This window comes from Bacillus cereus group sp. BfR-BA-01311, from assembly GCF_022664295.1.
GTDB classification, from domain to species: domain Bacteria; phylum Bacillota; class Bacilli; order Bacillales; family Bacillaceae_G; genus Bacillus_A; species Bacillus_A cereus.
The window spans coordinates 308,419-334,546 of sequence record NZ_JAKUHC010000004.1 but is presented as its reverse complement, the minus strand read 5'-3'; the positions used below and the strand labels follow the sequence as shown (position 1 = coordinate 334,546).

Sequence of the window (26,128 nt, the reverse complement as noted above, 5' to 3'; positions counted from 1 at the left end):
TAGACTAAAATATCTAGTGTTATCTGATAATTTTAAACTATTTAACGTTTTATTCGCTAAAAATCTTATTTAACAAGCTCTTTTAAGGTGATAAATAGAAAAAAATTACAGTTTGAAATTATCTCGAAAAAGCTTACGTATCCTTAAGTGACTAAATCGAGTACCTTTTTATAGGATTATTCTTTCTATAATGGTAAGATTATTCTGAAAAATAAAAAGGAGGGACTCTAATGTGTACAAAAGAACAAATTTCAAACTTATTTCGAAACTTTTCAATAAAGGAATGTAAAGGGTCAAGTGATTTATATGAATATTTATCAATGAAAATTGCTGAAGATGAGGAAGTACTTACACTATCGTCCTATGCTCAGGTAGGTCAACCAGTCCCAAACTTACTATTAGGTGCAGTACATTATTTATTGCTAGCAGGGAAAGAACATCATTTAAAAACGTATTATAGTAGTTTAGTTGAAAATGCTGATACAAATTTAGATAAAGCTTTTAATCATTTTAAAGATTTCTGTAAAGAGTACCGAGAAGAAATCATTACTTTGTTACAAACGAAACTCGTTCAAACAAATGAAGTAAGACGGTGCGCATACTTATACCCAAGTTTCTGCTACATATTTAACAAAGTGAAGAAGCCGTTAGCGTTAATTGAAATTGGGACAAGTTCTGGGTTGCAACTGTTCTGGGACCAATATAGTTATTCGTACGGGACGGATGAAATGTACGGAAATATAAATTCAAATGTGCATGTAACTTCTGAAATAAGAGGGGAAAATGTGCCGCATTTTCTAAAAGAAAGCCCATCTGTCGTAGAAAGAATTGGACTGGACTTACATGTGAATGATTTACATAATGAGGAAGATTATTTATGGTTACGTGCTTTAATTTGGCCAGAACATAAAGAAAGGCTTGAGATGTTTGATCAAGCTGCATCTTTAGTGAAAAATGAATCTGTCCAATTAATAGAAGGAGACGGTGTAGAGCTATTATCATCTATTATTGAACAAATAAGTGAAGAAGCTATTATTTGTATTTTCCATACACATGTTGCAAATCAAATACCAGAACAAGTAAAACATAAGTTAGAAAAACAAATACAAGAAATTGGAGCAAAACGTGATGTATTCCACCTGTATAACAACATGTGGGATCGTGACCTTCATATTGATTATTATATTAACGGAAACGAATATCGTGAAACGGTTGGAGAAACAGAAGGACACGGGAGATGGTTTAGCTGGAAGATTGGAAATGAGACGCTTATTTAGATTAATAGGGGCGCCCTCACTTGTAAAAGATGGGGCCATAGGCTCAAGAATTGACTAAATGGTTAAGGAATAAATGTATTAGTAACATACAAAAAATGCTTCGGAGAAATCCTAAGCATTTTTTGAATTACATTTAAACCCCATAATGGATCATGTACTTCTGTTCTGCTACAGCTTGTACAATTTTTGAAGCTAACTCATTCAGCTCATCAGATTTTCTGAAGAACTTTGAGGATGTAACTGTTTCATAGAAAATTGCTAATGATTCAGGCGGGATAATTGTAATACCACAATAAGCTAAACCGTATTTCTGATTTTTGACTGTATGGAAGTAGGTTTTCATAATTGATAAATTTTGATTTAAACTACTGATAATATCATCATCAACAGATATACAATGATATTTCTCTGGTGTATAATCTTCGTAATTTTTTTGAGAAGTAAAATCGTCAATTATTCCAAAATCATGGACACATGCCATCATTATCATCCTTTCAACTTTAATAAAGTGAGTTCTATTAAAGTAAAATCGTCATTTTGTTTACGTGTAATAGAAATGATTATGTAGTTCATTAGTATAGTACTTCATAAAATATCTTCGTTTCTTCTTCGTGAAGACAGTTTACTTATCGGTAAACTCATCGGGAGCCCAAGTGGCGATTTCATTCCCAGGTGCAGCGACTACAAGCCATTGCTCACATAGGACACCAGCTTGCCAACATTCATAATAATCATGAAAACCATTTAAAAAAATAATTTGTCCACTCTCTAATGTAATAATTAAATGAGGGCTTTCTAAGCCAAGTTGTATATCGGTAACTTTTTGTCTTCTTATCTTACATATTCTTTCATATTCTTCTTTCTCAGAATAAACTTCAAATTCATCTTCATTTAATGGGTAGCTTTTTTGAGGTTTATTAAATAAACACCATTTGGATTCGATATTGATATATAATTGTCCGTCATAATCAACTGAGTCGTGAAAGTTTGTGAAATGAATCTTTATAGCGCCTGGAGAAATACCAAATTGTAATCCATCAACTTGTGATCCGATGAATAGATTTTTTAACACTTTTTCAGCGTGAATTTTATCCTCTGTATTCATTATTGAATTCCTCCTTTTCATAAAAATATACCTTATATTTTTATTGTAATAAATAAATTTTCATGTAAAATGAACCTTTTGTGAAAAACGAGCGAATATAGTGTGAAGGATTATGAGAGGGGAACGGAGCTTTGGATGAATTACAATTAAAAGAATGGCTATATAAACGAAAGTATGTTATCTAAAAAAGACCTTGAGAAAGTGTTACTTTCGATTGCTGAATAGATATTTAGTAAAAGAAGCAACTAATAATTATATTATGTAAACTCTTTTTGTAAAACACCCATAAAAAAATGGATGTTTTATATTTTGATATATTAGGTGGAATATATAGTTTAAAAAAGCGGAATACTTTGCGGAAAGTTAAAGACATTTTTCGCAAAGTATTCCGCTTTTACTTCCATTAATCGGTCAAAGTTGCAACTGAAGTATGCATCTGGCCAATTTTTAATGGATAGGTCAGGAGTATTAACATAGACACCTTTTGTAAATGGAAGCATTGCTAAGCGGAAGTCTTCAACCCATCGAATACTTCCACCAGCACCTTCTGGCTGTTCCCAAGTAGCGAATATTGGCATGTTTGATAGTGCTTTTCGGTAAAAGTAAGCAGTTGCCTCATTTGGCACTTCAACAACAGCACCGCCTAATCTGTGGAAAAATACGGAGGTGGTGGAAAAGGGTAAGTTAAATCGTAATTTCTATTTGATTGCCTTCTGGATCGCCTATTACACTTTCATAATAGCCATCTCCAGTAAAACGTGGTCCATTTAATAAAGGATAACCAGCATCTTTTATCACCTTTGTTAGTTCATTCACACGTTCTTCACTACCGACAGAAAAAGCCATATGAGTATAGCCAGTTATGTTTAAATTAGGCTTATTTTCAATCCCTTTTTTACGCATAAGTTCAAGTCTTGCTCCAGATTCGAACGTAATAAAATAAGATTCAAATTGTTTCGTTTTATTATGATATAAAGAGTTTGCTTTACCATTAAAGTATTTCATATAAAAATCACGCATACATTCTAAGTCATTTACCCAAATTGCAATATGTTCAATTTTCATAGGTTTCACCAATCCTATCTGTATCAATTAGGCTTCCACTGTATTAAATTTGCATTTGCATTGCAACAATTTTGCTTCGCTATTAAAGCTAGTTGTTAATTTTTGATTATGTACGTACATACAATATGTAATTAAGTGAATGACCATCATAGTAATTACAGAAAAGGGTGAATGAAGCATATGAATCAATTTGAGCAAATGATGTACGTTGGTGTCATCATGTCTATTGTACTATCCGTAATGATTTTAGGGTCCTTATATTATAATCCTCGACTTTCGTTAACTGATTATCCGAAAGATATTCAAAAAGTAGTTTTTCCAAAATCGATTCATGAAAAAAAGCAAACCATTTATTTTAATATTGTATATAATACTATTCTTTTCGGTACTCCTTTCGTTTCTACATATATACTACATAAGCATGAAAAGTTAATGTATATGGATGCCTATTTACACACTTTTGGTATTTTAATGATTTTCAATTTAGTAGATTTACTTATAATTGATTGGCTAATTTTTTGCTGGATTACTCCAAGGTTTGTTGTGATTCCTAGTACGGAAGGTATGAAAGGATATAAAGATTATAAGTTTCATTTAAGAGGGGCTATTGTCGCTACTCAAATTTTAGCAATCGTAAGTTTATTTTTGGCGGGAATTGCCACAACTATTTAGTGTGAAGAAGGGCATGGAGCTTTTATAAAAGATAAGGAGATTTATAATATATAGAATTAGAAATGAGAATTTGATAGTATTGGAGTAAGGAGTTTTAATAACAGTATATTAAACAATATTAATATACTGTTGCAAATGTTTTGATATTATGTAAAATTATACAATTTTACGGAGGCATTTGATAAAATTCAAAAAAATTTAATGGAGGCTAATATGAAAAAAGTAATTGGCGCAGCAACAGCAACTGTTTTTGGATTGGGAGCGTTTACCACAACTGCTACCGCAGAAACAATCGTAACAGCAGATGTACTTAACGTACGTGAAAAACCGACTACAGAATCAAAAGTGGTGGAAAAAGTAAAGAATGGGCAAGAGTTAAAAGTCATAAATACCGAAGATGGCTGGTCAAAAATTGAGTTGGATGGTAAAGAAGTGTTTGTAAGTTCGGAGTTTACAAAAGATGTATATCATGTAACGGCGAATTTGTTAAATGTACGTACTGAAGCAAACACAGATTCAGAAATTCTTGGTAGACTAAAAAAAGATGATGTAATTGAATCAACGCATCAAGTAAAAGACGGATGGTTGCAATTTGAGTATAAAGGAAAAACTGCTTATGCAAACGTTTCTTTCCTATCAAGTACAGCACCAACTGAAAAGAAAACTGAAGAGAAAACGAAGCAAGTAGCGAAAGTACAAAAATCAGTTAAAGAAAAGAAAGAAGTAAAGACGCAGAAAGTAGCAAAAGCGAAAGAAACAACGAAAGCACAAGAAATAGTAAAGCCTAAAGAAGAGGCAAAAGTAGTAAAAGTTAAAGAAGAACCGAAAGCGCAAGAAATAGTAAAACCTAAAGAAGAAGGGAAAGCGCAAGAAATAGTAAAACCTAAAGAAGAGGCAAAAGTCAAAGAAGAAGTAAAAGTTAAAGAAGAAGAAAAAGCGCAAGAAATAGTAAAGCCTAAAGAAGAGGCAAAAATCAAAGAAGAAGTAAAAGTTAAAGAAGAAGAGAAAGTGCAAGAAATAGCAAAGGCTAAAGAAGAAGAAAAAGCGCAAGAAATAGCAAAAGCTAAAGAAGAAGAGAAAGCAAGAGAAATAGTAAAAGCTAAAGAAGAAGAGAAAGCAAGAGAAATAGCAAAAGCTAAAGAAGAAGAGAAAGCAAGAGAAATAGCAAAGGCTAAAGAAGAAGAGAGAGCGAAAGAAGCATCTAAAAACAACATACAGTCTGCTAAACGTGAATTAACGGTAGTAGCGACAGCGTATACTGCTGATCCAAGTGAAAATGGTACATATGGTGGACGCGTTTTAACTGCGATGGGGCATGATTTAACGGCAAATCCGAATATGAGAATTATCGCAGTTGACCCGAAAGTAATCCCATTAGGATCTAAAGTATGGGTAGAAGGCTATGGAGAAGCGATCGCTGGTGATACTGGAAGTGCAATTAAAGGTAATCGTATTGATGTTTTAATGGGTTCAAAAAGTAAAGCTATGAATTGGGGAAGACAAACTGTTAAAGTGAAAATTTTATAATAACAATAATTATCCAAATAGAAGTCAGTTCTCTTTATTGAGGCTGGCTTTTATTTTTTTAGTAGAAGGATAATAGGATTTTTAAATGACTTATTAATAAACCTGTAATAAAACATAAAAATTGTCTCATGTTTAGAAAAACTATTAAGAATGAGGTAAGGAAGTAGAACAGAAGGTTATTGAGAAGTAGAGAAGAATAGTATGTTGAAAACGAAGGGTTAACGTATAATGAAATATATAAATCGGATCAAATCGTTTACTAAACACTTTCACTCATAATAGTGTAATTAAGTTCAAAGGATAGGTGTATTTCATGAAAGAAGTAAGAGAATATATTGAAACAAAGAAACAAGGTGTATTGGAGTTGCAAATAAAAGAAACGGAAGAAAAGCTAGGTGCTGCTTTCCCAAATCAATATAGGGATCTTATTAAATTAGTTAATAATGCTGAAATAGGGAAATGGATACTATATCCGATTAAAGATAATAGAAATGTAACGAAAACTGGGGATGATATTGTTAGACAAAATATTGACATGAGAGATGAGTCTATACCAGAAAATCTTATCATAATTGGTGACGATGGTTCAGGGGATAAATTGTGCTTTAAAATAAATAATGGAAAAATGGATGATAAAATATATATTTGGTATCACGCGGATGACGAAATGGAAGAAATATCTCCGAGTTTAAAAGAATTTATTATGGAAACTATTCAGGAAGACGATGTTTTTTAGTCTTAATTATTATCATTTTGTGAATCATTCTTATAAAAGGCGAGGATAGAATATGACAATAGAATTATATGGCGCACATTGTAATGAGCGGAAAGGGTATAGAGTAATTGAAGGAAGAGGTTCATATAATCATTACTTTGGCGGTCAAGATTGTAATTTGCCAGTATGTAAGTTATGCGGTGAGAAGATGCATCAAATTCTCTGTTTTGATTTAAAAGATGGGAGACTTGCTGAACTTAAAAGTAATGAACTAAATATTTTACCATTCGTTTCATGCTTGAACTGTGCGATGGTGTGGGAACCGCAATATTTTCAGTTAAGTGATGGAGGTAAAACAGTTCAAATCATAAAGCAGCAAAATACAGAAGAATGGATAATGGAAGAGGAAGATAAGTTACCAGTTTCATTACCAAAAACAACGGTAAAGCTTATAAATATGAAAAATGAAGATATACCTACAGATGAAGATAGTTACTGGGAAGCTTTTGACTTGTTCGGTTCTGAATATGTATGTAGATTATTAGGGGCACCATTATATGCGGATCTTCCAGAGCATTTGGCGTGTCCAACTTGTTCTAAAGAGATGAAGTATGTTGCTACAATTACACAAGATATTGAGGAACGTGAACTTATTTCAGTAGTTGATTTCCAGTTTGGGGAAATGAATATATACTATTATTTATGTAAAGATTGTTCAATTATAAAAACGGAAACACAAAGTACATAACAAGACTAACATATTATATTAGTCTTGTTTTTGTATCGCAACATCATTAAGAATCGCATCAAATATATCTTTTTGCGTAAAGTTATCTGTAAAAATAGTTTCTCTGGCAACCTTAATAGTATCGTGCGGATTATACCATTTTTGTAGGGAATCCTCACCAAATTCATGTCGTTTGTCTCTTGTGTTATGTCGTCTAATAGTTTCCTCTAATGATAAATCAAAGTAATATGCAAATGCATTTTCATCAAAATAACGAATTAATTCTTTTAACATCTCACCATACCTATGACTGTTCAATATACCTTCTAAAATAACAAATTCACATTTTCCTTTTCCGTACTTCGTAATTTTAAATAGTAAATCATGTGATAAATTACCCATTGTGTCGTGTACTCTAAGCATATCTCTACGTACAACATCCTGTGATACTAAAAGTGTTCCTTGTCCGAAATGTTCTTGTAGTTGTTTTGCAATCGTTGTTTTACCACTTGAGGAGTTTCCTCTAAGAATGATTAAAGTGGATGTAAGTATAGGATTAGACATAATGTATTTTCCCCCAACAGCATTAATTATATAGAAAATTTTAACAAATAAAGTGAGGAAAGTGTATAATTAATATGATGGATATTTAAGGGGGGGTAAGATGGGAGATATATTAAAAAATGCACAACCTATATGGAAACGGACTTGGTTTCGTTATCTAGGGGCATTTTTTATTGTTCAGTTACTGTTTACCCCGCATTAAAGGGCAGTAAGACCCCCACCTCAAAATTCAGCGAAAGCGAAGAAGTTAGGTGGGGGATCAACTGCCCGTAAAAGCCCGATTGGTTCAACTAATAATCAGTGGGGGATGAACAAAACCCCCACTGATTAAAGTTTCACTTTATTTTGTGTGAAATCACTGCGTGGGCGCCAAACTTTAGGCCAGGCGGAGAGTTTTTTAATAGAATATTAAATTCTCAATTTTTCACTGAATGGTTCACACTCTATACAATCCCGCAATTTAACGTATTTACAGCAACTACCATATGCATTAGTAGGTGCAATGAAAGATGTAACAGCAAGAAAAAATATAAAGAAATAATAGAGGTATAATATGCTTTTTCAAAAAGAAGGTTTATTGATTAGATACGTAATGGAAGATGATGCATCTATCATTTCTAAATGGTTAACGGACCCAGCAGTTCTGCGGTATTACGAAGGACGAGATAATCCGCAATCTGTAGAAAAGGTGCTTGATCATTTTATACATAGTCCAAACAGTAATGAAAAAAGATGTTTAATAGAATTTGATACCATTCCGATTGGTTACATACAAATGTACCCAGTGGATTCAGAGTGGAAAGCGTTATATGGCTATAAAGAATCGCAAAATGTATGGGGTATGGACCAATTTATCGGTGAATCAGCCTATTGGGGAAAGGGAATTGGAACAAAACTCGTTCAGGCAGCAATTACATATATTATGGGTGAAATGGGAGCAGAAGCAATTGCAATGGATCCGAAAGTAAATAATGAACGAGCAATAAAGTGTTATGAAAAAAGTGGATTTAAAAAAGTAAAGATTTTAAAGGAACATGAGTTGCATGAGGGGAAATTAGAAGATTGTTGGATGATGGAATATAAACAATAATAATGGCTTATACAAATAAAGGGGGATGTGTGAAATGAAAAAAGCATTAATCGTAATTGATGTGCAAGCGGGTATGTATACAGCTGGAATGCCAGTACATAATGGGGGAAAGTTTTTACAAACATTGCAAGAGCTTATTAGGGAATGTCGTTCAAATGATATTCCAGTTATTTATATCCAACATAACGGTCCTAAAGACCATCCGTTAGAAAAAGGTACGGATGGATGGCGAATCCATGCGGCCATCGCTCCGCAAGAAGGAGATAATATAGTTGAAAAGACGACTCCAGATTCATTCCATAATACAAACTTAAGCGAAGTGTTACAAGAGAAAGGAATTGAACACGTTATTCTTTCGGGAATGCAAACAGAGTATTGTGTAGATACGACAACGCGCAGAGCATGTAGTGAAGGGTATAAAGTAACGTTAGTGAGTGATGCGCATAGTACATTTAATACAGAAGTGTTACGTGCTGAAGATATTGTGAAACATCATAACGCAGTATTGGGAGCGTTTGCGGATGTTGTTGCAGTAAAAGACTTAAAAGTGGCTGCCTCTAAATAAGAGGCAGTTTTTTATTAGAAAAAATAGCGTCAAATATTGTTAGTAAGTCGGTATTTTGAAATAATCACTTATATAATTTCACGTACCATAATGAAAAAATACAAAAAAGGAGCACCACATAATTAAAAAGGGCGCTCCTGCATTAAAACGTTACTTTTTCTTATCTTTATCCAATATATTTTGTTCTTCAGCAAACTCTGTACCATATGCAAAGCGGCGATTAATACGAATGTTATCATTGTTGTGCCTTGTATGAGAGTTAGAGAAGCGATGAACGATTACTTCAGATAAAGTGAAGACGATGGCAGAAAGGATACTGCCCCATGCAATTTGCATATAGTTGTCTAATAAAATATTACCGAAAATCCATACGCTTAAATATGTTAATAAGAAATCCGACATAATGGCACCAGTATTGCCAATTCGATTTAAAATAATTTTATCAACGAACATGTAGGATACGATTGTAACAAAGAGACTGAATGAAATAATTTGAACAAACGTTGCAGGGAAAAATAAAGCAAGCCCAATGCTAAATGCAATAATGCACGATATAAACTTGATAAGCACTACTGTGAAATCATTCAAAATTTACACCTCCGATTTATACATAGTTTTTCAATAAATTCTGGAGTTCATACATTGTAACGGATTTATTTACATAAAACTTTTTCATGTTCGGAATTTAGTCTAAATATTATAAAAACAATGAAAAAATGTTATAGTAAAATGAGAGTGTATGACATTTTTAGGTAAGGGGGAATCCAAAATGTGGATTACTTCAGAAGTAGAAATTCCAGATGAGTTAATTGATCACCTTGAGCAAGGAAAGTTAGTGTTATTTGTTGGAGCGGGAGTTTCTATGAAAGGGAAATCAAACTTACCGAATTTTGATGATTTAGTTGATGAAATTGCAAAAACGTTATATGTCGAAAAACGTGAAATAACAGAGCCACATGATTATTATCTTGGTAAAATTGCGAAAACAAAAGATGTACATCAAGTCGCAAGAGATCTCGTTCATATAGAGAAATCAAAACCGAATCCATTGCATTATGCAATTCCAAGGTTATTTCCTTTAGATACAGATATCCGCATTGTAACAACAAATTTTGATCAACATTTTACAACTGCAATTAAAGAAATAAATAGAGATATCAATGTTTATTACGCTCCAGCTTTACCGACTGGGAGAGCTTTTAAAGGTCTTGCTTACATACATGGTAATGTAGAACAGGAGAAAGAGGCTTTAATTTTAACAGACGGTGATTTTGGAAGGGCTTACTTAACAGAAGGGTGGGCAAGAAGATTTTTAGTTGATCTATTCTCAAATTACACCGTTTTATTCGTTGGATATAGTCATAATGACCCAGTAATGAAATATTTAGCAACTGGTTTACCACCAAGTACAAGACGATTTGCTTTTGTCGCACAAGGAGAAAATACGTACCACTGGGAACATTTAGGGATAAGACCAATTGTGTATCCGAATAAAGTAAATAATCATCAATCTCTCGTAAAAGCGGTAAAACGCTGGGCGGAATTAATGGGTGATAATTATATTACGAAAAGAATGCGTATTCGGGATATTGTAACGGTTCCCCCGTCAGTAGAACAGGAACAATTATCATACATAAAGCAATCAATTAAAAAAATTGAAACAGTTCGTTACTTTGTGGAATTTGCTCATGATTATGAATGGGTCGAATGGTTAGAAGTAGAAGGTAAATTACAAAATTTGTTTATGCTTACGCCAAACTATAATGAAGTAGATGAATTACTTGCAGAATGGTTAGTCGAACAATTTCTTTTTAGTCATCAGAAAGAATTATTTCAATTAATTTATAAAAACTATTCTAAAATATCACCGTTATTATGGAGAACAATTTGTAACTACTTAACCGAAACGAAGAGTAAGATGGACCCGTTGTTGTTTGCAAGGTGGACACTCCTTTTATTAGAAACAGCTGAAAAAGATAGTAGCTCTATAGAAAAGATTTCTAAGTTACTGCAAAAATGTTCTTTTCCTGAGCATAAGGAAATTGCCTTATTGATACTAACTTTTATTTTAGACGGAAAACTGAAGTTAAAACGTGTAAGAAAATGGGGAAATGATACGCAAGAATCAATAGAACTCGAGGAATCGAGTCGCTTACCAGTATCTACATTCTCTCATGTGGAGCAAATTTGGAACGAAAAGATGAGGCCTTATATCGCTTATTATGCTGTTCCAATTATGATGATTGGATTAGAAAAATTGAGAATGTTGTCGTTAAGACAAACGGCACTGAAAAAAAGAAATAAGGAAAATATAGAGAAAGAGTTTCATCAAAATGATCTTGTATTTTTAATACGAATTGTAAAAGAGTGTCTAACTTATTTATGCGAAAACAATGAGAAAAAAGCGGATTATTATATTACAGAAATGATAGAAGCAAATAGTGTACTTCAAAAGCAAATTGCAATTGATGCGATGAATAAAAATATTTTTGTTCGTGTAGATGACAAAATGAAATGGTTGTTACATGAAGGACTTCTTTTAGATTTCACTTATAAACACGAAGTTTTTCAACTTTTAAAAAGGCATTATGCACATTGTTTAGAAAAAACAAAAGAAGAAGTCACTCGAACTGTAATAAAGCATCTTACAGAAGAGAGGGTATTTGATGCATGTCTCGTATTAGACTTATTATTCAAGTGTGATTCAAATAGTCCATCTACGGCAAATGGGTATGAGTTAATGAAGCAAAAGCATCCTCATTTTCATTCCGAACGATACAGTGTACAAAAGAAAGAGGATACAGAGCAAAGTATTACTTGTAATGTAACTGCTGACGGATTATTGCAACTGAAAGATGTTGAAATTATGAAGCAAGTTCAGCAATTTTCGCAAGATCGTGTTTTGGAACAACGCCATTTTTTAGAGATGTTATCAAAAGCATGTAAATTAAACACAGAGTGGAGTATTTCATTTGCATACCAATTAGTAGGAGTGCAAGAAATAAGTAATGAAGTATGGTTTGTTTGTATTAGAGAATGGCGAAATAATCGAGGATTGACAAATGATCAAATCCAAAAAATTATTCCGCTATTGCAGAAATTTGTTAGAAATACTGCTTTTCATTGGTTAATTAGTAGTTTTCTATATGAAATTAGTAATCGACTAGAAGAGTTAGAAGAGAATAGTATACGTGTTGTAAAACGATTTGCTTTTTCAGTGTTTCCTCAAGTTATGAAGAGTGATACAGACTTTAAGCTTGGGAAACAAGATTTTTACAATGAATCAATTCAGCATCCAGTTGGAAAAATGACAGCTGTATTATTAAAGTTGTTATCATATGATCATTTATACGATCGTAATGTATATGAATATTTATTTTTATTTGAAGAACAAGTAAGAGTTAATTCGGAACGAACAAACTTTATGTTTGCTCGTTTAATAGCAGATATTACATTTCTATATCATATTGAAAAACAATGGTGCCGAAAATATTTGTTACCATACTTAGATTTAAAAAAACAAAATGAGATTACGGAATATGCATGGGCCGGCTTATGTTACACGCAAATAAATTTACCTTTATTTACAGAAATGAAGCGATTTATTAAGTATGCGGTAGAACATTTGGAAGTATTACATCCGCATACGAGAGAAGCTTTCTTGAAGTGGCTTAGCTTTGTATTTATTAAATGTGTACTATATTGGGAGCAAAAAACAGATTGGTTATACCCGTTACTCATACTAGAAAATGAAGAAAATAAAATTAAGTTTATGCAGTTTTTATGCTATTACGTCAAAACATTAAGCGTAAAAGAACAACAAAAATTTTGGACAGCTTGGCTCAGTGTATTTTTGCGAGAACGACCAAAAATGGGTGAGATAACTGCGAGAGAATATGTAATGCTTTTACGTATTATTTTATACATGGATGAAATATTAGAAAAAGGATTATGTATTATGTCTCGTACATTTTCAAGTGTACATGGTAAATGTACAGGTGAGGAAATGAAGCGGTTATTGATTGAAATGCTTCATAAAAAAGAAAGTATGAAAGCGCATAAAGAAATGTTTGCAAATGTGTTTTTTATTTTACTACAAACATGTCACGAAGCCGTGTTATTCGAAAAAGAAATCATACAAATAAAAGAATTATTAGTTCAGTATAAAGTAGAGGAATATGTTTTACATTTACTAGAAAATGAAATAATTCGCATAGGAATTGTAATGGGTGATTTACAAAAAGAATTATAGGACGAAAGTGGAATTTAAAAAAATATATAAAAAGTTGTTGACAGTGTTTTGAAAAGCGTTCTATAATACGAATCATACTTATTCAATTTCAAAAACATTTGAATAAACAAAGTGCAATGAAGAGATCACAGTAGTGGTTAGTCTTACTGTAACAGAGAGCTGGTGGTTGGTGTGAACCAGTACAGGGATAATCATGAATTACAGTCTTGGAGCATCTTTTTCGTAATAAAGATAGTTTTTCTTTATGAGGAAAAAGCGGTCAATTGATCGTTAACAGTGAAGAGAGGTAGACGGAAAGTTAGTCTACAACTAGGGTGGTACCGCGATAAATATCGTCCCTACTGATTTATTCAGTAGGGACTTTTTGTATTTTAGTGGTCCAACTTGAAAATTAAATAGTCATGCATTGAAAGGAAAAGCAGTAGTTGTTGTTTCCCTGTAACAGAGAGCTGGTGGTTGGTGCGAACCAGTACATAAACAAGAGCGAATTACAGTCCTAGAGCATCTTTTTCGTAGTAAAGATAGTATTGTCTTTATGAAGGGAAAGACGGTCAGATGATCGTTAACAATGAAGAGAGGTAGACGAAAGAAGTCTACAACTAGGGTGGTACCGCGATAAATATCGTCCCTACTGATTGGATCAGTAGGGCTTTTTTGTACAAAAAAGTGGATTTTTAACTAGTAGTTTATGTCTGTGTACGAATTATTAGTTTAAAATAAGAAGAGGTATCGATTCCACTATAAATTTGTATAATTAGTCAGTTCAGAAAATAGAGAATTTTTTATTCTCTTACTATACTTTTAAAACATTAGAGGAGGATTTCCAAATGGCAAATCATGAATTAGATCAATTACGTAAACAGGTAGATGAAATTAATTTACAACTATTACACCTTTTAAACAAACGTGGTGAAATTGTTCAAAAAATTGGAGAGCAAAAGCAAGTACAAGGCACGAAACGCTTTGATCCAGTACGTGAGCGTGAAGTACTTGATATGATCGCAGAGCATAACGAAGGACCATTCGAAACATCAACAGTTCAACATATTTTCAAAACGATTTTCAAAGCAAGCTTAGAGTTACAAGAAGATGATAACCGTAAAGCGTTACTAGTATCACGTAAAAAGAAACAAGAAAATACAATCGTTGATGTAAAAGGTGAATTGATTGGAAACGGAACACAAACGTTCATCATGGGACCTTGTGCAGTAGAAAGTTTAGAACAAGTTCGTCAAGTAGGGCAAGCGATGAAAGACCAAGGCTTAAAATTAATGCGCGGTGGTGCATTCAAACCGAGAACTTCTCCATATGATTTCCAAGGTTTAGGAGTAGAAGGACTTCAAATTTTACGTCAAGTAGCAGACGAGTTTGACTTAGCAATTATTAGTGAAATTTTAAATCCGAACGATGTTGAAATGGCATTAGACTACGTTGATGTAATTCAAGTTGGCGCACGTAACATGCAAAACTTCGATTTATTACGAGCTGTAGGTAAAGTTAACAAACCAGTATTATTAAAACGTGGATTAGCAGCAACAATTGATGAGTTCATTAACGCAGCGGAATACATTATTGCGCAAGGTAACGATCAAATTATTCTTTGTGAGCGCGGTATCCGCACATACGAAAGAGCAACACGTAACACATTAGACATTTCTGCAGTACCAATTTTAAAGAAAGAAACACATTTACCAGTTATCGTTGATGTAACACATTCAACTGGACGCAGAGATTTATTATTACCAACAGCGAAAGCGGCACTTGCAATTGGCGCAGATGCAGTAATGGCTGAAGTTCATCCAGATCCAGCAGTTGCATTATCAGATTCTGCACAACAAATGGACATTCCAGAATTCCATAGATTCATGGATGAGTTAAAAGGTTTCAAAAATAAATTATCTTAATTCCATATCATATATGCGTTGAAGAGGAAACAGTAGTGCTTATCTCACTGTTAAAGAGAGCTGATGGTCGGTGTGAATCAGTACAAAGGTAAGCATGAATTACAGCCTTGGAGCATCTTTCCCGACAACTTTTGGAGGGGAAGACGGTCAAACGATCGTTAAAGAAGAAGAGAGGTAGACGAAAGAAGTCTACAACTAGGGTGGTACCGCGATAAACATCGTCCCTACTGAGCGCTCAGTAGGGACTTTTTTGTACAAAAAAATAGTAAAGGGGCAAGAGAAATGAGATACATTACAGCTGGAGAATCACATGGACCGCAGTTAACAGTTATTTTAGAAGGTGTACCAGCAGGTTTGACACTTACGGCGGAACATATTAATAAAGAATTATTAAGAAGACAAAAAGGTCATGGACGCGGAAGACGTATGCAAATTGAAACAGATACAGTTGAAATTGTAAGTGGTGTTCGTCACGGGATGACACTTGGATCACCGATTACGTTAATTGTAAAAAATGATGATTTCAAACATTGGACGAAAGTAATGGGTGCAGAGCCAATTTCGGAAAAAGAAAGTAAAGACATGAAACGTACAATTACAAAACCACGTCCCGGACATGCAGATTTAAATGGAGCAATTAAATATGGTCATCGTGATATAAGAAACGTATTAGAGCGGTCATCTGCAAGAGAAACGACAGTTCGTGTAGCTGCTGGTGCAGTTGCAAAACAAATTTTAAGCGAATTAGGCGTGGAAATTGCAGGACATGTTCTTGAAATTGGTGGAGTAAAAGCAAAACATATTTCAAACTTATCAATTGAAGAAATTCAAACAATTACTGAAAACTCACCAGTTCGATGTTTAGATAAAGAAGTAGAGCAAGAAATGATGAATGCGATTGACAACGCAAAAAGTAGTGGAGATTCAATCGGTGGTATTGTGGAAGTCATTGCAGAAGGTATGCCGATTGGCGTCGGTAGTTACGTCCATTACGATCGTAAATTAGATGCAAAACTTGCTGGTGCAATTATGAGTATAAATGCATTTAAAGGTGCTGAAATCGGCGTAGGTTTTGAAGCGGCACGACAACCAGGAAGCAAAGTGCATGATGAAATTCTGTGGGATGAAGAAAAAGGATACACGAGAAGAACGAATAATGCCGGCGGTTTAGAAGGCGGTATGACAACAGGTATGCCAATTATCGTAAGAGGCGTGATGAAGCCAATTCCTACTTTATACAAACCGTTAGCAAGCGTTGATATTGATACGAAAGAAGCATTCCAAGCGAGTATTGAAAGATCTGATAGTTGCGCAGTACCAGCGGCGGGTGTAGTAGCTGAATCTGTTGTGGCATGGGAACTTGCAGATGCACTAGTCGAACAATTTGGAAAAGATCGTATGGAATTATTAAAACAAAACATTATGCAACACAATAACTACGCAAAAGAATTTTAATAAAAAGGTGGGTTTAACGTGCAAGTAAAGGATCAACTATCATCATTACAACCATATAAACCAGGTAAATCACCAGAACAAATGAAAGAAGTGTACGGAGATCATTCGTTTGTGAAATTAGCATCGAATGAAAATCCATTCGGCTGTTCGTCACGTGTTTTAGATGAGTTGCAAAAATCGTGGTTGGAACATGCTTTATATCCTGACGGAGGTGCTACAACGCTCCGTCAAACAATCGCAGATAAGTTACATGTGAAAATGGAACAAGTACTTTGTGGTAGTGGTTTAGATGAAATCATTCAAATAATAAGCCGCGCCGTATTACGAGCGGGAGATAACATTGTAACAGCAGGTGCAACATTCCCACAGTATCGTCATCATGCCATTATAGAAGGTTGCGAAGTGAAGGAAATTGCGTTAAATAACGGTGTATACGACTTAGAAGAAATTTCTTCAGTAGTAGATAACGATACAAAAATTGTATGGATTTGTAACCCGAACAATCCAACAGGCACATATGTGAATGACCGAAAATTGACTCAATTCATTGAAGGTATTAGTGAAAATACGTTAATTGTCATTGATGAAGCGTACTATGAATACGTAACAGCAAAAGATTTCCCAGAGACATTACCGCTTTTAGAAAAACATAAAAATATTCTTGTACTTAGAACATTTTCTAAAGCGTACGGATTAGCTTCTTTCCGCGTTGGATATGCGGTTGGACAGGAAGAGTTAATCGAAAAATTAAATGTCGTTCGTTTGCCATTTAACGTATCTTCATTAGCGCAAAAAGCAGCGACGATTGCTTTTGGTGATGACGAGTTTATTGAAGAAATAGTTCGTGTGAATACAGAAGGATTACAACAATACGAGAGCTTTTGTAGGGAAAATGATATTCCATTTTATCCATCGCAAACAAATTTCATCTTCTTGCCAGTTGAGAATGCTGGAGAGATTTATGAAGCTTGTGCACACGCAGGATTTATTATTCGTCCGTTCCCGAATGGTATCCGTATTACAGTCGGAACAAGGGAGCAAAATGAAGGGGTGATTTCAGTGTTACAACAACACTTTGAAAATAAAAAAAGAAAGTCTCGAGATGAGGAAAATGCGTAAAAAGGTAGTATTAATTGGAACTGGTTTAATCGGAGGCTCTCTCGCATTAGCAATTAAGAAAGAGCACGATGTAACGATAACAGGTTATGATATATTTCAAGAACAAGTAGAGCGTGCAAAAGAATTACACGTAGTAGATGAAATAGCAGTTGATTTACAGCTTGCATGTGAAAAGGCACATTTAATTGTTTTTGCTTCTCCAGTTGAAGAAACGAAGAAGCTATTACACAAACTTGCGTCATTCCGTTTACGAGAAGATGTTATAGTGACTGATGTTGGTAGTACAAAAGGCACGATTATGAATGAAGCAGAAACTTTATTTTCAAAGGAAGTATCTTTCATTGGTGGACATCCAATGGCAGGTTCTCATAAAACGGGAGTTGAAAGTGCAAAAGCGCATTTATTTGAAAATGCATTTTACATTTTAACACCGATGCATCATGTGCCAAATGAACATGTGGAAGAGTTAAAAGATTGGTTAAAAGGAACGGGATCACATTTCCTTGTTTTAAATACAGAAGAACATGATTATGTAACAGGGATCGTTAGTCATTTCCCGCACCTTATCGCAGCAGGTTTAGTGAAGCAAGTAGAGAAACATGCAGGAGATAATCCGCTCATTCATCAGCTAGCTGCTGGAGGGTTTAAAGACATTACACGTATCGCATCTAGTAGTCCGAAAATGTGGAGTGATATTGTAAAGCAAAATCGTGAGCATTTAATGGTATTATTAAAAGAGTGGATCTCTGAAATGGAAGATTTATATAAAACAGTTTCTACCGGAGATGCATGCGAGATTCAAAACTATTTTGCAGATGCGAAAGAATACCGTGATTCTTTACCAGTAAGAAAGAGAGGGGCAATTCCTGCCTATCACGACTTATACGTCGATGTATTAGATAAGGTGGGGGCATTGGCTCATATTACGAGTATTTTGGCGCGCGAGGAAATTAGTATTACGAACTTGCAAATATTAGAAGCGCGTGAAGGACTGCTTGGGGTATTACGTATTAGCTTCCAAAGGGAAGAAGATCGTATGAAAGCAAAACTAGCGCTTGGAGAAGAAGAATACCAAACTTATGAAACAATTTAAATGAGAAGGTGAAAAACGTGAAAGAAAGAACAATACAACCTGTTAATAACGGATTGAATGGCAATATTACAATCCCAGGTGATAAATCCATTTCACACCGTGCTGTTATGTTCGGTTCTATTGCAGAAGGGAAAACAACAATTAAAGGTTTCTTGCCCGGTGCAGACTGTTTAAGTACGATTTCATGTTTTAAAGAAATGGGAGTAGAAATTACGCAAAACGGTGATGAGGTTACTGTAGTTGGTAAAGGATTAGAAGGTTTACAAGAACCGAAAGCTGTATTAGATGTTGGTAATTCTGGTACAACAATCCGATTAATGTCAGGTATATTAGCTAACACACCATTTTTCTCTTGCGTACAAGGTGATGAATCTATCGCAAAAAGACCGATGAAGCGTGTAACAAACCCATTAAAACAAATGGGCGCAAACATAGACGGCCGAGAAGAAGGAACATTTACACCGTTAACAATACGTGGCGGAGATTTAAAAGCAATTGAATATATTTCTCCTGTTGCAAGTGCACAAGTAAAGTCAGCTATTTTACTTGCAGGTCTTCGTGCAGAAGGTGTAACAGCTGTTACAGAACCACATATTTCACGCGACCATACGGAAAGAATGCTCGAAGCATTTGGTGTTAAAGTAACTCGCGAAGGGAAAACAGTGAAGCTGTCAGGTGGACAAAAATTAACAGCAACAGACATTCAAGTGCCCGGTGACGTATCATCAGCAGCATTTTTCTTAGTAGCAGGTGCAATCATCCCAAATAGTAAACTAGTATTACAAAATGTAGGAATGAATCCAACCCGTACAGGTATTATTGATGTTTTAGAAAAAATGGGTGCTACGTTCACTGTAGACCTAATTAACGAAGGGGCATCAGAACCAGCTGCAAATATTACAATCGAAACATCTTCATTAAAAGGAATTGAAATTGGCGGAGATATTATCCCTAGATTAATCGATGAGATTCCTGTAATCGCATTAGCGGCAACGCAAGCAGAAGGAATTACAGTAATTAAAGATGCACACGAATTAAAAGTAAAAGAAACAAACCGTATTGATACAGTCGTTGCTGAGTTAACGAAACTAGGAGCTCGAATAGAAGCAACTGATGACGGTATGATCATTTACGGAAAATCAGCTCTAAAAGGCAATACAGTAAATAGTTATGGTGATCACCGTATTGGAATGATGCTTGCAATTGCTGGCTGCCTAGCAGAAGGAAAAACAATTATTGAAGATGCAGAAGCAGTAGGTGTATCATATCCTACATTCTTCGAAGAACTTCAAAAGTTAGCTAAATAAAGTAATGAGAAGCAGATACAGGATGTATCTGCTTTTTTATATTGAATTTGTGTCGTTAAGTCATTATAATTTCATTCACCGCACTGTAATATTTTAAATTATGGTACAATTCAAATAAAGGAGGGGGGAGAAACATATGAACGTTATACGATTAAAAGAAGATAAATTTAGAGAAGCACTACGCTTATCAGAATACGCTTTTCAATATAAAGTAGAAGAAGAACGAATGCAGCAACAACTTACAAAAATGAAGGAAAGTCATGAAGTATACGGTATTATGGAAGGTGAGGACTTAGCTGCAAAACTACACCTCATCCCGTTTCATATTTACATAGGTAAAGAAAAATTTAAAATGGGTGGCGTTGCAGGAGTAGCGACGTATCCAGAGTACAGAAGAAGTGGGTATGTAAAAGAGCTACTTCAACATTCACTTCAAACAATGAAAAAAGATGGCTTTACAGTCTCTATGTTACACCCATTTGCTGTTACATTTTACCGTAAATACGGCTGGGAACTTTGTGCGAATCTTCTCGTATGTCATTTGACAAAGAGTGATTTAGTTATGAAAAAACAAGTGAATGGTACTGTGAAACGTTTCAATAAAGAAAATCACCCAGAAGAGGTCGAGAAGCTTTATGAAACATTTGCAGAACGTTTTTCTGGTATGCTAGTTCGCAATGAAAAATGGTGGTTACAAGCTGTTTATGAGGATTTAACATTAGCAATTTATTACGATGAAAATAAAACTGCAGCCGGCTATATGTTATATAAAATAGAAAACTATAAAATGACAGTAGATGAATTTCTTCCACTGCATAATGAAGCACGAAATGGTCTATGGAATTTTATTTGCCAGCATGATTCTATGATTAAAGAGCTTGAAATGACAGTAAGTGAAAACGAACAGTTGTTATATACATTGCAAGAACCACGTGTGAAAACAGAAATAAAACCATATTTTATGGGAAGAATTGTAGATGTAGAGCAGTTCTTAAAACAGTATGAGTTAAACTGGAACAATGTACAACAAGAAGTCATTTTACATATTACAGATTCATTTGCACCGTGGAATAATGTATCGGTGAGACTTGCAAATTATGAAATAGCAATTATAGAAGAACCAATGGATAAAGGGATCAACCTAGATATAAATGCACTATCTACAATACTGCTTGGATACAAACGCCCATTAGAACTAAATGAATTAGAATTAATTAGCGGAAGCGAAGAGGAAATACGGGCATTTGAGAATGTAGTACCAGTGCGCAAGTCGTTTATTTATGATTTCTTTTAATTTGCATATAAGATGGAGTTGTTTCGAACAAAATTTTGGGATAGCTCCATCTCATTGTATTAATTTTTGTCGGTAAGTTGATATATCCTGAAAATCGCTGATATAATTTTATTCACATACAAGAGAATAGAATCGCAACTATACGTTGTCACGCACTTGACTTTTATTCCCTGTAATTTATAATTAAAAACGGAATGAATTTTCATTCCTGAAAATAGAGGTGGAAAAAATGGCTAAAAACAAACAAGAGGATATTTTTGATGCTGCGATGCAACTTTTTGCAGAGCGTGGTTACGATGGTACGACAATTCCAATGATCGCTGAAAAAGCAAATGTCGGTGCGGGTACTATTTATCGCTATTTTGAAAATAAAGAGGCGCTTGTTAACTCATTATTTTCAAAAAGTATGTTACAGCTTTCTGAAATGATAAAAACGGATTTTCCTGTTGAAGCAAATATTCGTGAACAGTTTAGTCATACGTATAACCGTTTATTTGAATTTGCGAGAAACAATGTGGATGCTTTTTTATTTACAAATTCTCACTGTGATAGTTATTTTCTTGATGAGCAGAGTAAGAAAATATTTGACGATTTTATAGGCTTCTTTATGAATATTATTGAAGATGGAATCGCAAAAGGTTTGCTTCGTCCATTGCCTCCAGTTGCTTTAATTATTATTGTATATCAACCGTTAGAAAAATTAACGAAAGTAATTGCAACAGGGCAATTAGAATACTCGAAAGAGTTAGTAAAAGAATTGGAAGAAAGCTCTTGGAACGCTATTAGAATCATTTGATTCTATAGCTTTATAAGGACAGGAATGAATATTCATTCCTAAATAGAATTAAAAAATGAGAGTAGGAGAGGGTATTTGTGCAACTAAAGGAATGAATATTCATTCCGGAAAGACTAGTTTAATAGAGTTTACAAATAATGTAATAGAATAATAGGAATGAATATTCATTCCGTAACTAACGTAAATTTTAATCGCGGGAGATGATGCAAATGAGCAAGCTGAAAAATTGGAGAAGTTTATCTTTTCTATTATGGATAGTTATTACCATTACAATGATCGTAACGATGCCTAATATGGATAAATTAGTGAAAGAAAACGGGCACATTACGATTCCTAATACAGAACAAAGTAGTATTGCTGACAAAATGATAAAAGAAATGGATAAAGACGGGACAGAAAAGTATGACATTATAGTTGTTTTTAATAGTGACAGTAAAACAGCTTTAACGACTGAGCAAAAAGAGGAAATAATAAAAACAATCAACGCTTTGCAAAATGAAAAAGAACAATTAGGAATTAAAGAAGTTGTTTCACATTTAGATAATAAAGAATTAGAGAAACAATTAGTTTCTAAAGATAATACGACTATTTTAACGCAAATATCGATAGATAAAAAGCATGGTGAAATATCGAAAGTTACAAATAACCTTCATAATAAAGTGAAAACGAAAGGGGTAACAACGTACTTAACAGGAAGTGATTTAATAGCAGGAGATTTCCTTACATCTTCTCAAGAGGGAGTGAAAAAGACTGAAGTTATTTCAATCATTTTCATTCTTGTAATATTAATCATTGTATTCCGTTCACCTATTGTTCCAATTGTTTCTCTTCTTACTGTTGGGGTATCATATTTAGTTTCAATGGGGATTATTGCTCATTTAGTAGATCAATTTAATTTTCCATTTTCTAACTTTACACAAGTGTTTGTCGTTGTTGTCCTGTTTGGGGTTGGAACAGACTATAACATTTTATTATTTACGAGATTTAAAGAAGAATTAAGTAAACAAGAAAACGCATTTTTGGCTACGAAAGAAACATTTAAATCGGCAGGGAAAACCGTTTTATATAGCGGGATAGCAGTACTAATTGGTTTTGCATCTCTTGCTTTAGCGAGTTTTAAACTATATCAATCTACTTCAGCGGTAGCAATTGGTGTCGCAGTTTTATTACTAGTATTAACTACGTTAAATCCGTTTTTTATGGTGCTTTTAGGAAAAGGGATGTTTTATCCCGTTAAAACATTTAAAGGTCATGAAGACAGTCGTCTATGGGGATTCTTTGCGAAAAACTCAGTAGTGAGACCATTTGTAGCTTTAATTATTGTATTCGTGATATCAATTCCTTTCATATTAAAGTATTCTAATACACTTAATTACAACGATTTATTTGAAGTAGACAATAAATATGAGTCGAAAATGGGGATTAACGTAATAGAAGAACATTTTCCACCTGGTTTTTCTTCACCAAGTACGTTAGTCATTCAATCGAATAACAAGTTAGATGAGGCGAGTTCGCTTCAAACTTTAGATGAACTAACTGATAAGATTTTGAAAGTAAAAGGTGTTTCAGAAGTATATTCACCGACACGTCCAACTGGTGATAGGATTAAAGAACTATATATAAATAAACAAGCGGGTGAACTAAATACAGGTTTAGGAGATGCCAATGGTGGTATAAAGGAAATTAATGATGGATTAACTACTGCGAAAGATAAGATGGGTAATAAGGACTCAAATAGTCTTGCGAACGTTCAAAAGTTAATTGATGGAACAAATGAAGCGAAAAGTGGTGTATCAGCATTAGGAACAGCTTTAAATCAACTATCCAATGGCATAAATGACGGAGCACAAGGTGCGCGGCAAATTGAGAGTGGGTTAACTTCAGTAAATGAAAATATAAGTGTATTATCTCAAGCAACTTCACAACTTCATGCTGGCTATACACAGTTAGAAAAAGGTTTAAGTTCTTACGATCAATACTTCGGAAGTATTTCTCAAGCGATTGACGGTGCGAAGAAAGGTTATGAACAAATTGAAATGTTAATGACCAATTTCATTCAAACGAAACCAGAATTAGCAAATGATCCTAACATTCTGCAGACGATAGGAATTGCTAAAGAGGCTCAAAAGCAATTAGGTGGGCTTTCAAATGAATTAAATAAATTGAAAGCGCAGCATAATGCGGCGATGGGATCATTTAAAGAAGCGAATCAATCGTTATTGAAAGTGGATAATGGCTTAAAAGAAATGAACAATGGAGTTACTAAGTTACAAAAAGGAGCAGCTGATCTTAAAAATGGATTAAATGAAGGTGCTTCAGGTTCAAAACAAATTGCGAACAAGTCATCTGAGTTACAAACCGGATTAACGAAAATAAACGATGGGCAAGGTCAGCTATTAACCGGACTGAAAGACTTGCAAGAACAGATGGGTCAATTACAATCCGGACTAACTAAAAGTACAGAAGGCCTTGAAAAGGTAAGTAATGGCCTAGGGGATGCTCAGAAATATTTAGGAGAACTGAACGAATCAAAAAGCTCTGAGAAATTCTATATTCCAAAAGAAGTTTTGGAGGGAGAAGATTTCCAAAAAGCTTTGAATACGTACATGTCACATGATAGAAAGACTGCTAAAATGACAATCATTTTAGACGTAAATCCGTATTCAAAAGAAGCGATGCCAATTATTCAAGAAATCAATAACACAATAGATGGTACTTTGAAGGGGTCGGAATTAAATCATGCGAAAACAGCAATCGGAGGAACGACAGCTAGAAACGTTGATTTAAAAGAAGTAACTGGGCAAGATTTCTTACGTACAGCTACAATTATGTTAATTGGAATCGCGATTGTATTAATTGTGATTACACGTTCATTATTAAACACCATCTTTATTATTGGATCGTTACTATTAGCTTACTTTGCATCATTAGGGATAAGTGAACAAATTAGTACGCATATTTTACATGTAGATTCATTAAGCTGGAATGTTCCATTCTTTAGTTTCATAATGATTGTCGCTTTAGGAGTGGATTATAGTATTTTTGTAATGATGAGATACAATGAGTTAGAAGGGGACCCAGCGACGAAAATTGTAACTGCTTCTCGTCATATCGGAGGAGTCGTATTATCAGCGGCACTTATTTTAGGTGGTACATTTGCTGCATTAATCCCTTCAGGTGTATTAACGCTTATACAAGTAGCATCCGTAGTTGGCGTTGCGTTGTTCCTATTAGCTATCATTGTGATGCCAATATTGTTACCTGCTTTAATAGGTTTAACGAGTAAAATGAAGGATTATGCAAAGAAATTAAGTATAAGAAAATAAAAGAAGCCTTTTTTAAAAGTAACTGGTTCAGTTATAGGAGATAAATTATAAAATAACATACAAATTAGGAATGCTAAATCACATATGATTTAGCATCCTTTTTTATATAGTTCACTCAAATAATGGTGGACTATCTTTTTTTAAAGTTAAATGGAAATTTATGTTAAAATAATGATAGAGATTGTGAAAAAATGTTCTTAAACGAACGGTCAGGTTACTTTAAGAAGGATTTTTCAAAGGAAATGTTGAATATCGTATTTTGAAGGAGTGATTGC

22 protein-coding genes, 2 pseudogenes and 3 other annotated features are annotated in these 26,128 nt (G+C 34.1%); of the genes and pseudogenes, 18 read left to right on the top strand and 6 right to left on the bottom strand.

Annotation, left to right across the window (positions count from 1 at the left end; all coding sequences use genetic code 11):
• Nucleotides 1-230: 230 nt before the first annotated feature.
• Complete coding sequence (locus tag MR136_RS12370; protein ID WP_075677208.1) at nt 231-1,277, top strand: DUF2332 domain-containing protein; 1,047 nt, start codon at nt 231-233, stop codon at nt 1,275-1,277.
• A gap of 133 nt (nt 1,278-1,410) precedes the next feature.
• Here the strand turns inward: MR136_RS12370 and MR136_RS12365 are convergent, their stop codons facing one another.
• The 4 genes from MR136_RS12365 to MR136_RS12350 all read right to left on the bottom strand — a co-directional run bounded on the left by MR136_RS12365 (nt 1,411) and on the right by MR136_RS12350 (nt 3,447).
• A complete protein-coding gene (locus MR136_RS12365; protein ID WP_242259439.1) occupies nt 1,411-1,761 on the bottom strand; it encodes a short-chain dehydrogenase in 351 nt (116 codons plus the stop codon).
• Between the two features lie 138 nt (nt 1,762-1,899).
• Nucleotides 1,900-2,382: a hypothetical protein gene (locus tag MR136_RS12360; protein WP_001090913.1), complete on the bottom strand. Its 483-nt coding sequence runs from the start codon at nt 2,380-2,382 to the stop codon at nt 1,900-1,902.
• A 335-nt stretch (nt 2,383-2,717) separates the two neighbouring features.
• A complete protein-coding gene (locus tag MR136_RS12355; protein ID WP_002041349.1) occupies nt 2,718-3,008 on the bottom strand; it encodes a BBE domain-containing protein in 291 nt (96 codons plus the stop codon).
• 58 nt (nt 3,009-3,066) lie between these two features.
• Nucleotides 3,067-3,447 carry a VOC family protein gene (locus MR136_RS12350; RefSeq protein ID WP_000687535.1) on the bottom strand — a complete coding sequence of 127 codons (381 nt, stop codon included), beginning with the start codon at nt 3,445-3,447 and terminating at the stop codon, nt 3,067-3,069.
• Nucleotides 3,448-3,627: 180 nt separating this feature from the next.
• Between MR136_RS12350 and MR136_RS12345 the strand changes: the two genes are divergently transcribed.
• From MR136_RS12345 to MR136_RS12330, 4 genes are all read left to right on the top strand, one after another.
• Entirely contained in the window at nt 3,628-4,119 is a 492-nt protein-coding gene (locus tag MR136_RS12345) for a hypothetical protein (RefSeq protein ID WP_001071244.1), read from the top strand.
• A 213-nt stretch (nt 4,120-4,332) separates the two neighbouring features.
• Nucleotides 4,333-5,646, top strand: coding sequence for a cell wall-binding protein EntB (gene entB / locus MR136_RS12340; RefSeq protein ID WP_242259438.1), 1,314 nt, complete (start codon nt 4,333-4,335; stop codon nt 5,644-5,646).
• Nucleotides 5,647-5,959: 313 nt separating this feature from the next.
• Nucleotides 5,960-6,382 (top strand): SMI1/KNR4 family protein, encoded by a 423-nt coding sequence (locus tag MR136_RS12335; protein ID WP_242259437.1) that lies wholly within the window; start codon nt 5,960-5,962, stop codon nt 6,380-6,382.
• Between the two features lie 52 nt (nt 6,383-6,434).
• Entirely contained in the window at nt 6,435-7,109 is a 675-nt protein-coding gene (locus MR136_RS12330; protein WP_000151352.1) for a hypothetical protein, read from the top strand.
• Between the two features lie 18 nt (nt 7,110-7,127).
• Here the strand turns inward: MR136_RS12330 and MR136_RS12325 are convergent, their stop codons facing one another.
• Nucleotides 7,128-7,652 (bottom strand): kinase, encoded by a 525-nt coding sequence (locus MR136_RS12325; protein WP_242259436.1) that lies wholly within the window; start codon nt 7,650-7,652, stop codon nt 7,128-7,130.
• A gap of 100 nt (nt 7,653-7,752) precedes the next feature.
• Here MR136_RS12325 and MR136_RS28755 point away from each other — a divergent pair.
• The 4 genes and pseudogenes from MR136_RS28755 to MR136_RS12305 form a co-directional block, all read left to right on the top strand.
• A pseudogene (locus MR136_RS28755) lies at nt 7,753-7,836 on the top strand (YfzA family protein); the annotation flags it as partial.
• Nucleotides 7,837-7,991: 155 nt separating this feature from the next.
• Nucleotides 7,992-8,193 (top strand): annotated as a pseudogene (locus MR136_RS12315) (YfzA family protein); the annotation flags it as partial.
• Between the two features lie 12 nt (nt 8,194-8,205).
• The gene (locus MR136_RS12310) at nt 8,206-8,742 is read left to right on the top strand and encodes a GNAT family N-acetyltransferase (protein ID WP_242259435.1); all 537 of its coding nucleotides are present in this window, start codon (nt 8,206-8,208) and stop codon (nt 8,740-8,742) included.
• A 34-nt stretch (nt 8,743-8,776) separates the two neighbouring features.
• Nucleotides 8,777-9,307, top strand: a complete 531-nt coding sequence (locus MR136_RS12305) for a cysteine hydrolase family protein (RefSeq protein ID WP_000709539.1) — start codon at nt 8,777-8,779, stop codon at nt 9,305-9,307.
• Between the two features lie 150 nt (nt 9,308-9,457).
• On the opposite strand, the gene MR136_RS12300 is transcribed toward MR136_RS12305, so the two are convergent.
• On the bottom strand, nt 9,458-9,895 hold the full coding sequence (locus MR136_RS12300; protein WP_000997702.1) for a YndM family protein: 438 nt from the start codon (nt 9,893-9,895) through the stop codon (nt 9,458-9,460).
• 181 nt (nt 9,896-10,076) lie between these two features.
• Between MR136_RS12300 and MR136_RS12295 the strand changes: the two genes are divergently transcribed.
• From MR136_RS12295 to MR136_RS12255, 9 genes are all read left to right on the top strand, one after another.
• Nucleotides 10,077-13,559 carry a DUF4020 domain-containing protein gene (locus tag MR136_RS12295; protein ID WP_000265221.1) on the top strand — a complete coding sequence of 1,161 codons (3,483 nt, stop codon included), beginning with the start codon at nt 10,077-10,079 and terminating at the stop codon, nt 13,557-13,559.
• 107 nt (nt 13,560-13,666) lie between these two features.
• Nucleotides 13,667-13,902: a binding site (T-box leader), on the top strand.
• 54 nt (nt 13,903-13,956) lie between these two features.
• Nucleotides 13,957-14,192 (top strand) — a binding site (T-box leader).
• 194 nt (nt 14,193-14,386) lie between these two features.
• The gene (locus MR136_RS12290) at nt 14,387-15,463 is read left to right on the top strand and encodes a bifunctional 3-deoxy-7-phosphoheptulonate synthase/chorismate mutase (RefSeq protein WP_001273575.1); all 1,077 of its coding nucleotides are present in this window, start codon (nt 14,387-14,389) and stop codon (nt 15,461-15,463) included.
• A 9-nt stretch (nt 15,464-15,472) separates the two neighbouring features.
• Nucleotides 15,473-15,692, top strand: a binding site (T-box leader).
• Nucleotides 15,693-15,745: 53 nt separating this feature from the next.
• Nucleotides 15,746-16,918, top strand: coding sequence for a chorismate synthase (gene aroC, locus MR136_RS12285; protein ID WP_001269425.1), 1,173 nt, complete (start codon nt 15,746-15,748; stop codon nt 16,916-16,918).
• Nucleotides 16,919-16,936: 18 nt separating this feature from the next.
• Nucleotides 16,937-18,037 (top strand): histidinol-phosphate transaminase, encoded by a 1,101-nt coding sequence (hisC, locus tag MR136_RS12280; protein WP_001197280.1) that lies wholly within the window; start codon nt 16,937-16,939, stop codon nt 18,035-18,037.
• Entirely contained in the window at nt 18,030-19,130 is a 1,101-nt protein-coding gene (gene tyrA, locus MR136_RS12275; RefSeq protein WP_001228140.1) for a prephenate dehydrogenase, read from the top strand. The genes hisC and tyrA overlap by 8 nt, the downstream gene beginning before the upstream one ends.
• 17 nt (nt 19,131-19,147) lie before the next feature.
• Nucleotides 19,148-20,437 carry a 3-phosphoshikimate 1-carboxyvinyltransferase gene (gene aroA / locus MR136_RS12270; RefSeq protein ID WP_000664631.1) on the top strand — a complete coding sequence of 430 codons (1,290 nt, stop codon included), beginning with the start codon at nt 19,148-19,150 and terminating at the stop codon, nt 20,435-20,437.
• A 136-nt stretch (nt 20,438-20,573) separates the two neighbouring features.
• Nucleotides 20,574-21,731 (top strand): GNAT family N-acetyltransferase, encoded by a 1,158-nt coding sequence (locus MR136_RS12265; protein ID WP_103622458.1) that lies wholly within the window; start codon nt 20,574-20,576, stop codon nt 21,729-21,731.
• 229 nt (nt 21,732-21,960) lie between these two features.
• Complete coding sequence (locus MR136_RS12260) at nt 21,961-22,527, top strand: TetR/AcrR family transcriptional regulator (protein WP_001107309.1); 567 nt, start codon at nt 21,961-21,963, stop codon at nt 22,525-22,527.
• A 209-nt stretch (nt 22,528-22,736) separates the two neighbouring features.
• Complete coding sequence (locus tag MR136_RS12255; RefSeq protein WP_242259434.1) at nt 22,737-25,853, top strand: MMPL family transporter; 3,117 nt, start codon at nt 22,737-22,739, stop codon at nt 25,851-25,853.
• Nucleotides 25,854-26,128 lie beyond the last annotated feature (275 nt).

Bases quoted from the DNA above. Each gene is read 5' to 3' on its own strand.
- MR136_RS12370 (WP_075677208.1), top strand. From the start codon at position 231: ATGTGTACAAAAGAACAAATTTCAAACTTATTTCGAAACTTTTCAATA.
- MR136_RS12365 (WP_242259439.1), bottom strand. From the start codon at position 1,761: ATGATGGCATGTGTCCATGATTTTGGAATAATTGACGATTTTACTTCT.
- MR136_RS12360 (WP_001090913.1), bottom strand. From the start codon at position 2,382: ATGAATACAGAGGATAAAATTCACGCTGAAAAAGTGTTAAAAAATCTA.
- MR136_RS12350 (WP_000687535.1), bottom strand. From the start codon at position 3,447: ATGAAAATTGAACATATTGCAATTTGGGTAAATGACTTAGAATGTATG.
- MR136_RS12345 (WP_001071244.1), top strand. From the start codon at position 3,628: ATGAATCAATTTGAGCAAATGATGTACGTTGGTGTCATCATGTCTATT.
- entB (WP_242259438.1), top strand. From the start codon at position 4,333: ATGAAAAAAGTAATTGGCGCAGCAACAGCAACTGTTTTTGGATTGGGA.
- MR136_RS12335 (WP_242259437.1), top strand. From the start codon at position 5,960: ATGAAAGAAGTAAGAGAATATATTGAAACAAAGAAACAAGGTGTATTG.
- MR136_RS12330 (WP_000151352.1), top strand. From the start codon at position 6,435: ATGACAATAGAATTATATGGCGCACATTGTAATGAGCGGAAAGGGTAT.
- MR136_RS12325 (WP_242259436.1), bottom strand. From the start codon at position 7,652: ATGTCTAATCCTATACTTACATCCACTTTAATCATTCTTAGAGGAAAC.
- MR136_RS12310 (WP_242259435.1), top strand. From the start codon at position 8,206: ATGCTTTTTCAAAAAGAAGGTTTATTGATTAGATACGTAATGGAAGAT.
- MR136_RS12305 (WP_000709539.1), top strand. From the start codon at position 8,777: ATGAAAAAAGCATTAATCGTAATTGATGTGCAAGCGGGTATGTATACA.
- MR136_RS12295 (WP_000265221.1), top strand. From the start codon at position 10,077: ATGTGGATTACTTCAGAAGTAGAAATTCCAGATGAGTTAATTGATCAC.
- MR136_RS12290 (WP_001273575.1), top strand. From the start codon at position 14,387: ATGGCAAATCATGAATTAGATCAATTACGTAAACAGGTAGATGAAATT.
- aroC (WP_001269425.1), top strand. From the start codon at position 15,746: ATGAGATACATTACAGCTGGAGAATCACATGGACCGCAGTTAACAGTT.
- tyrA (WP_001228140.1), top strand. From the start codon at position 18,030: ATGCGTAAAAAGGTAGTATTAATTGGAACTGGTTTAATCGGAGGCTCT.
- MR136_RS12265 (WP_103622458.1), top strand. From the start codon at position 20,574: ATGAACGTTATACGATTAAAAGAAGATAAATTTAGAGAAGCACTACGC.
- MR136_RS12260 (WP_001107309.1), top strand. From the start codon at position 21,961: ATGGCTAAAAACAAACAAGAGGATATTTTTGATGCTGCGATGCAACTT.
- MR136_RS12255 (WP_242259434.1), top strand. From the start codon at position 22,737: ATGAGCAAGCTGAAAAATTGGAGAAGTTTATCTTTTCTATTATGGATA.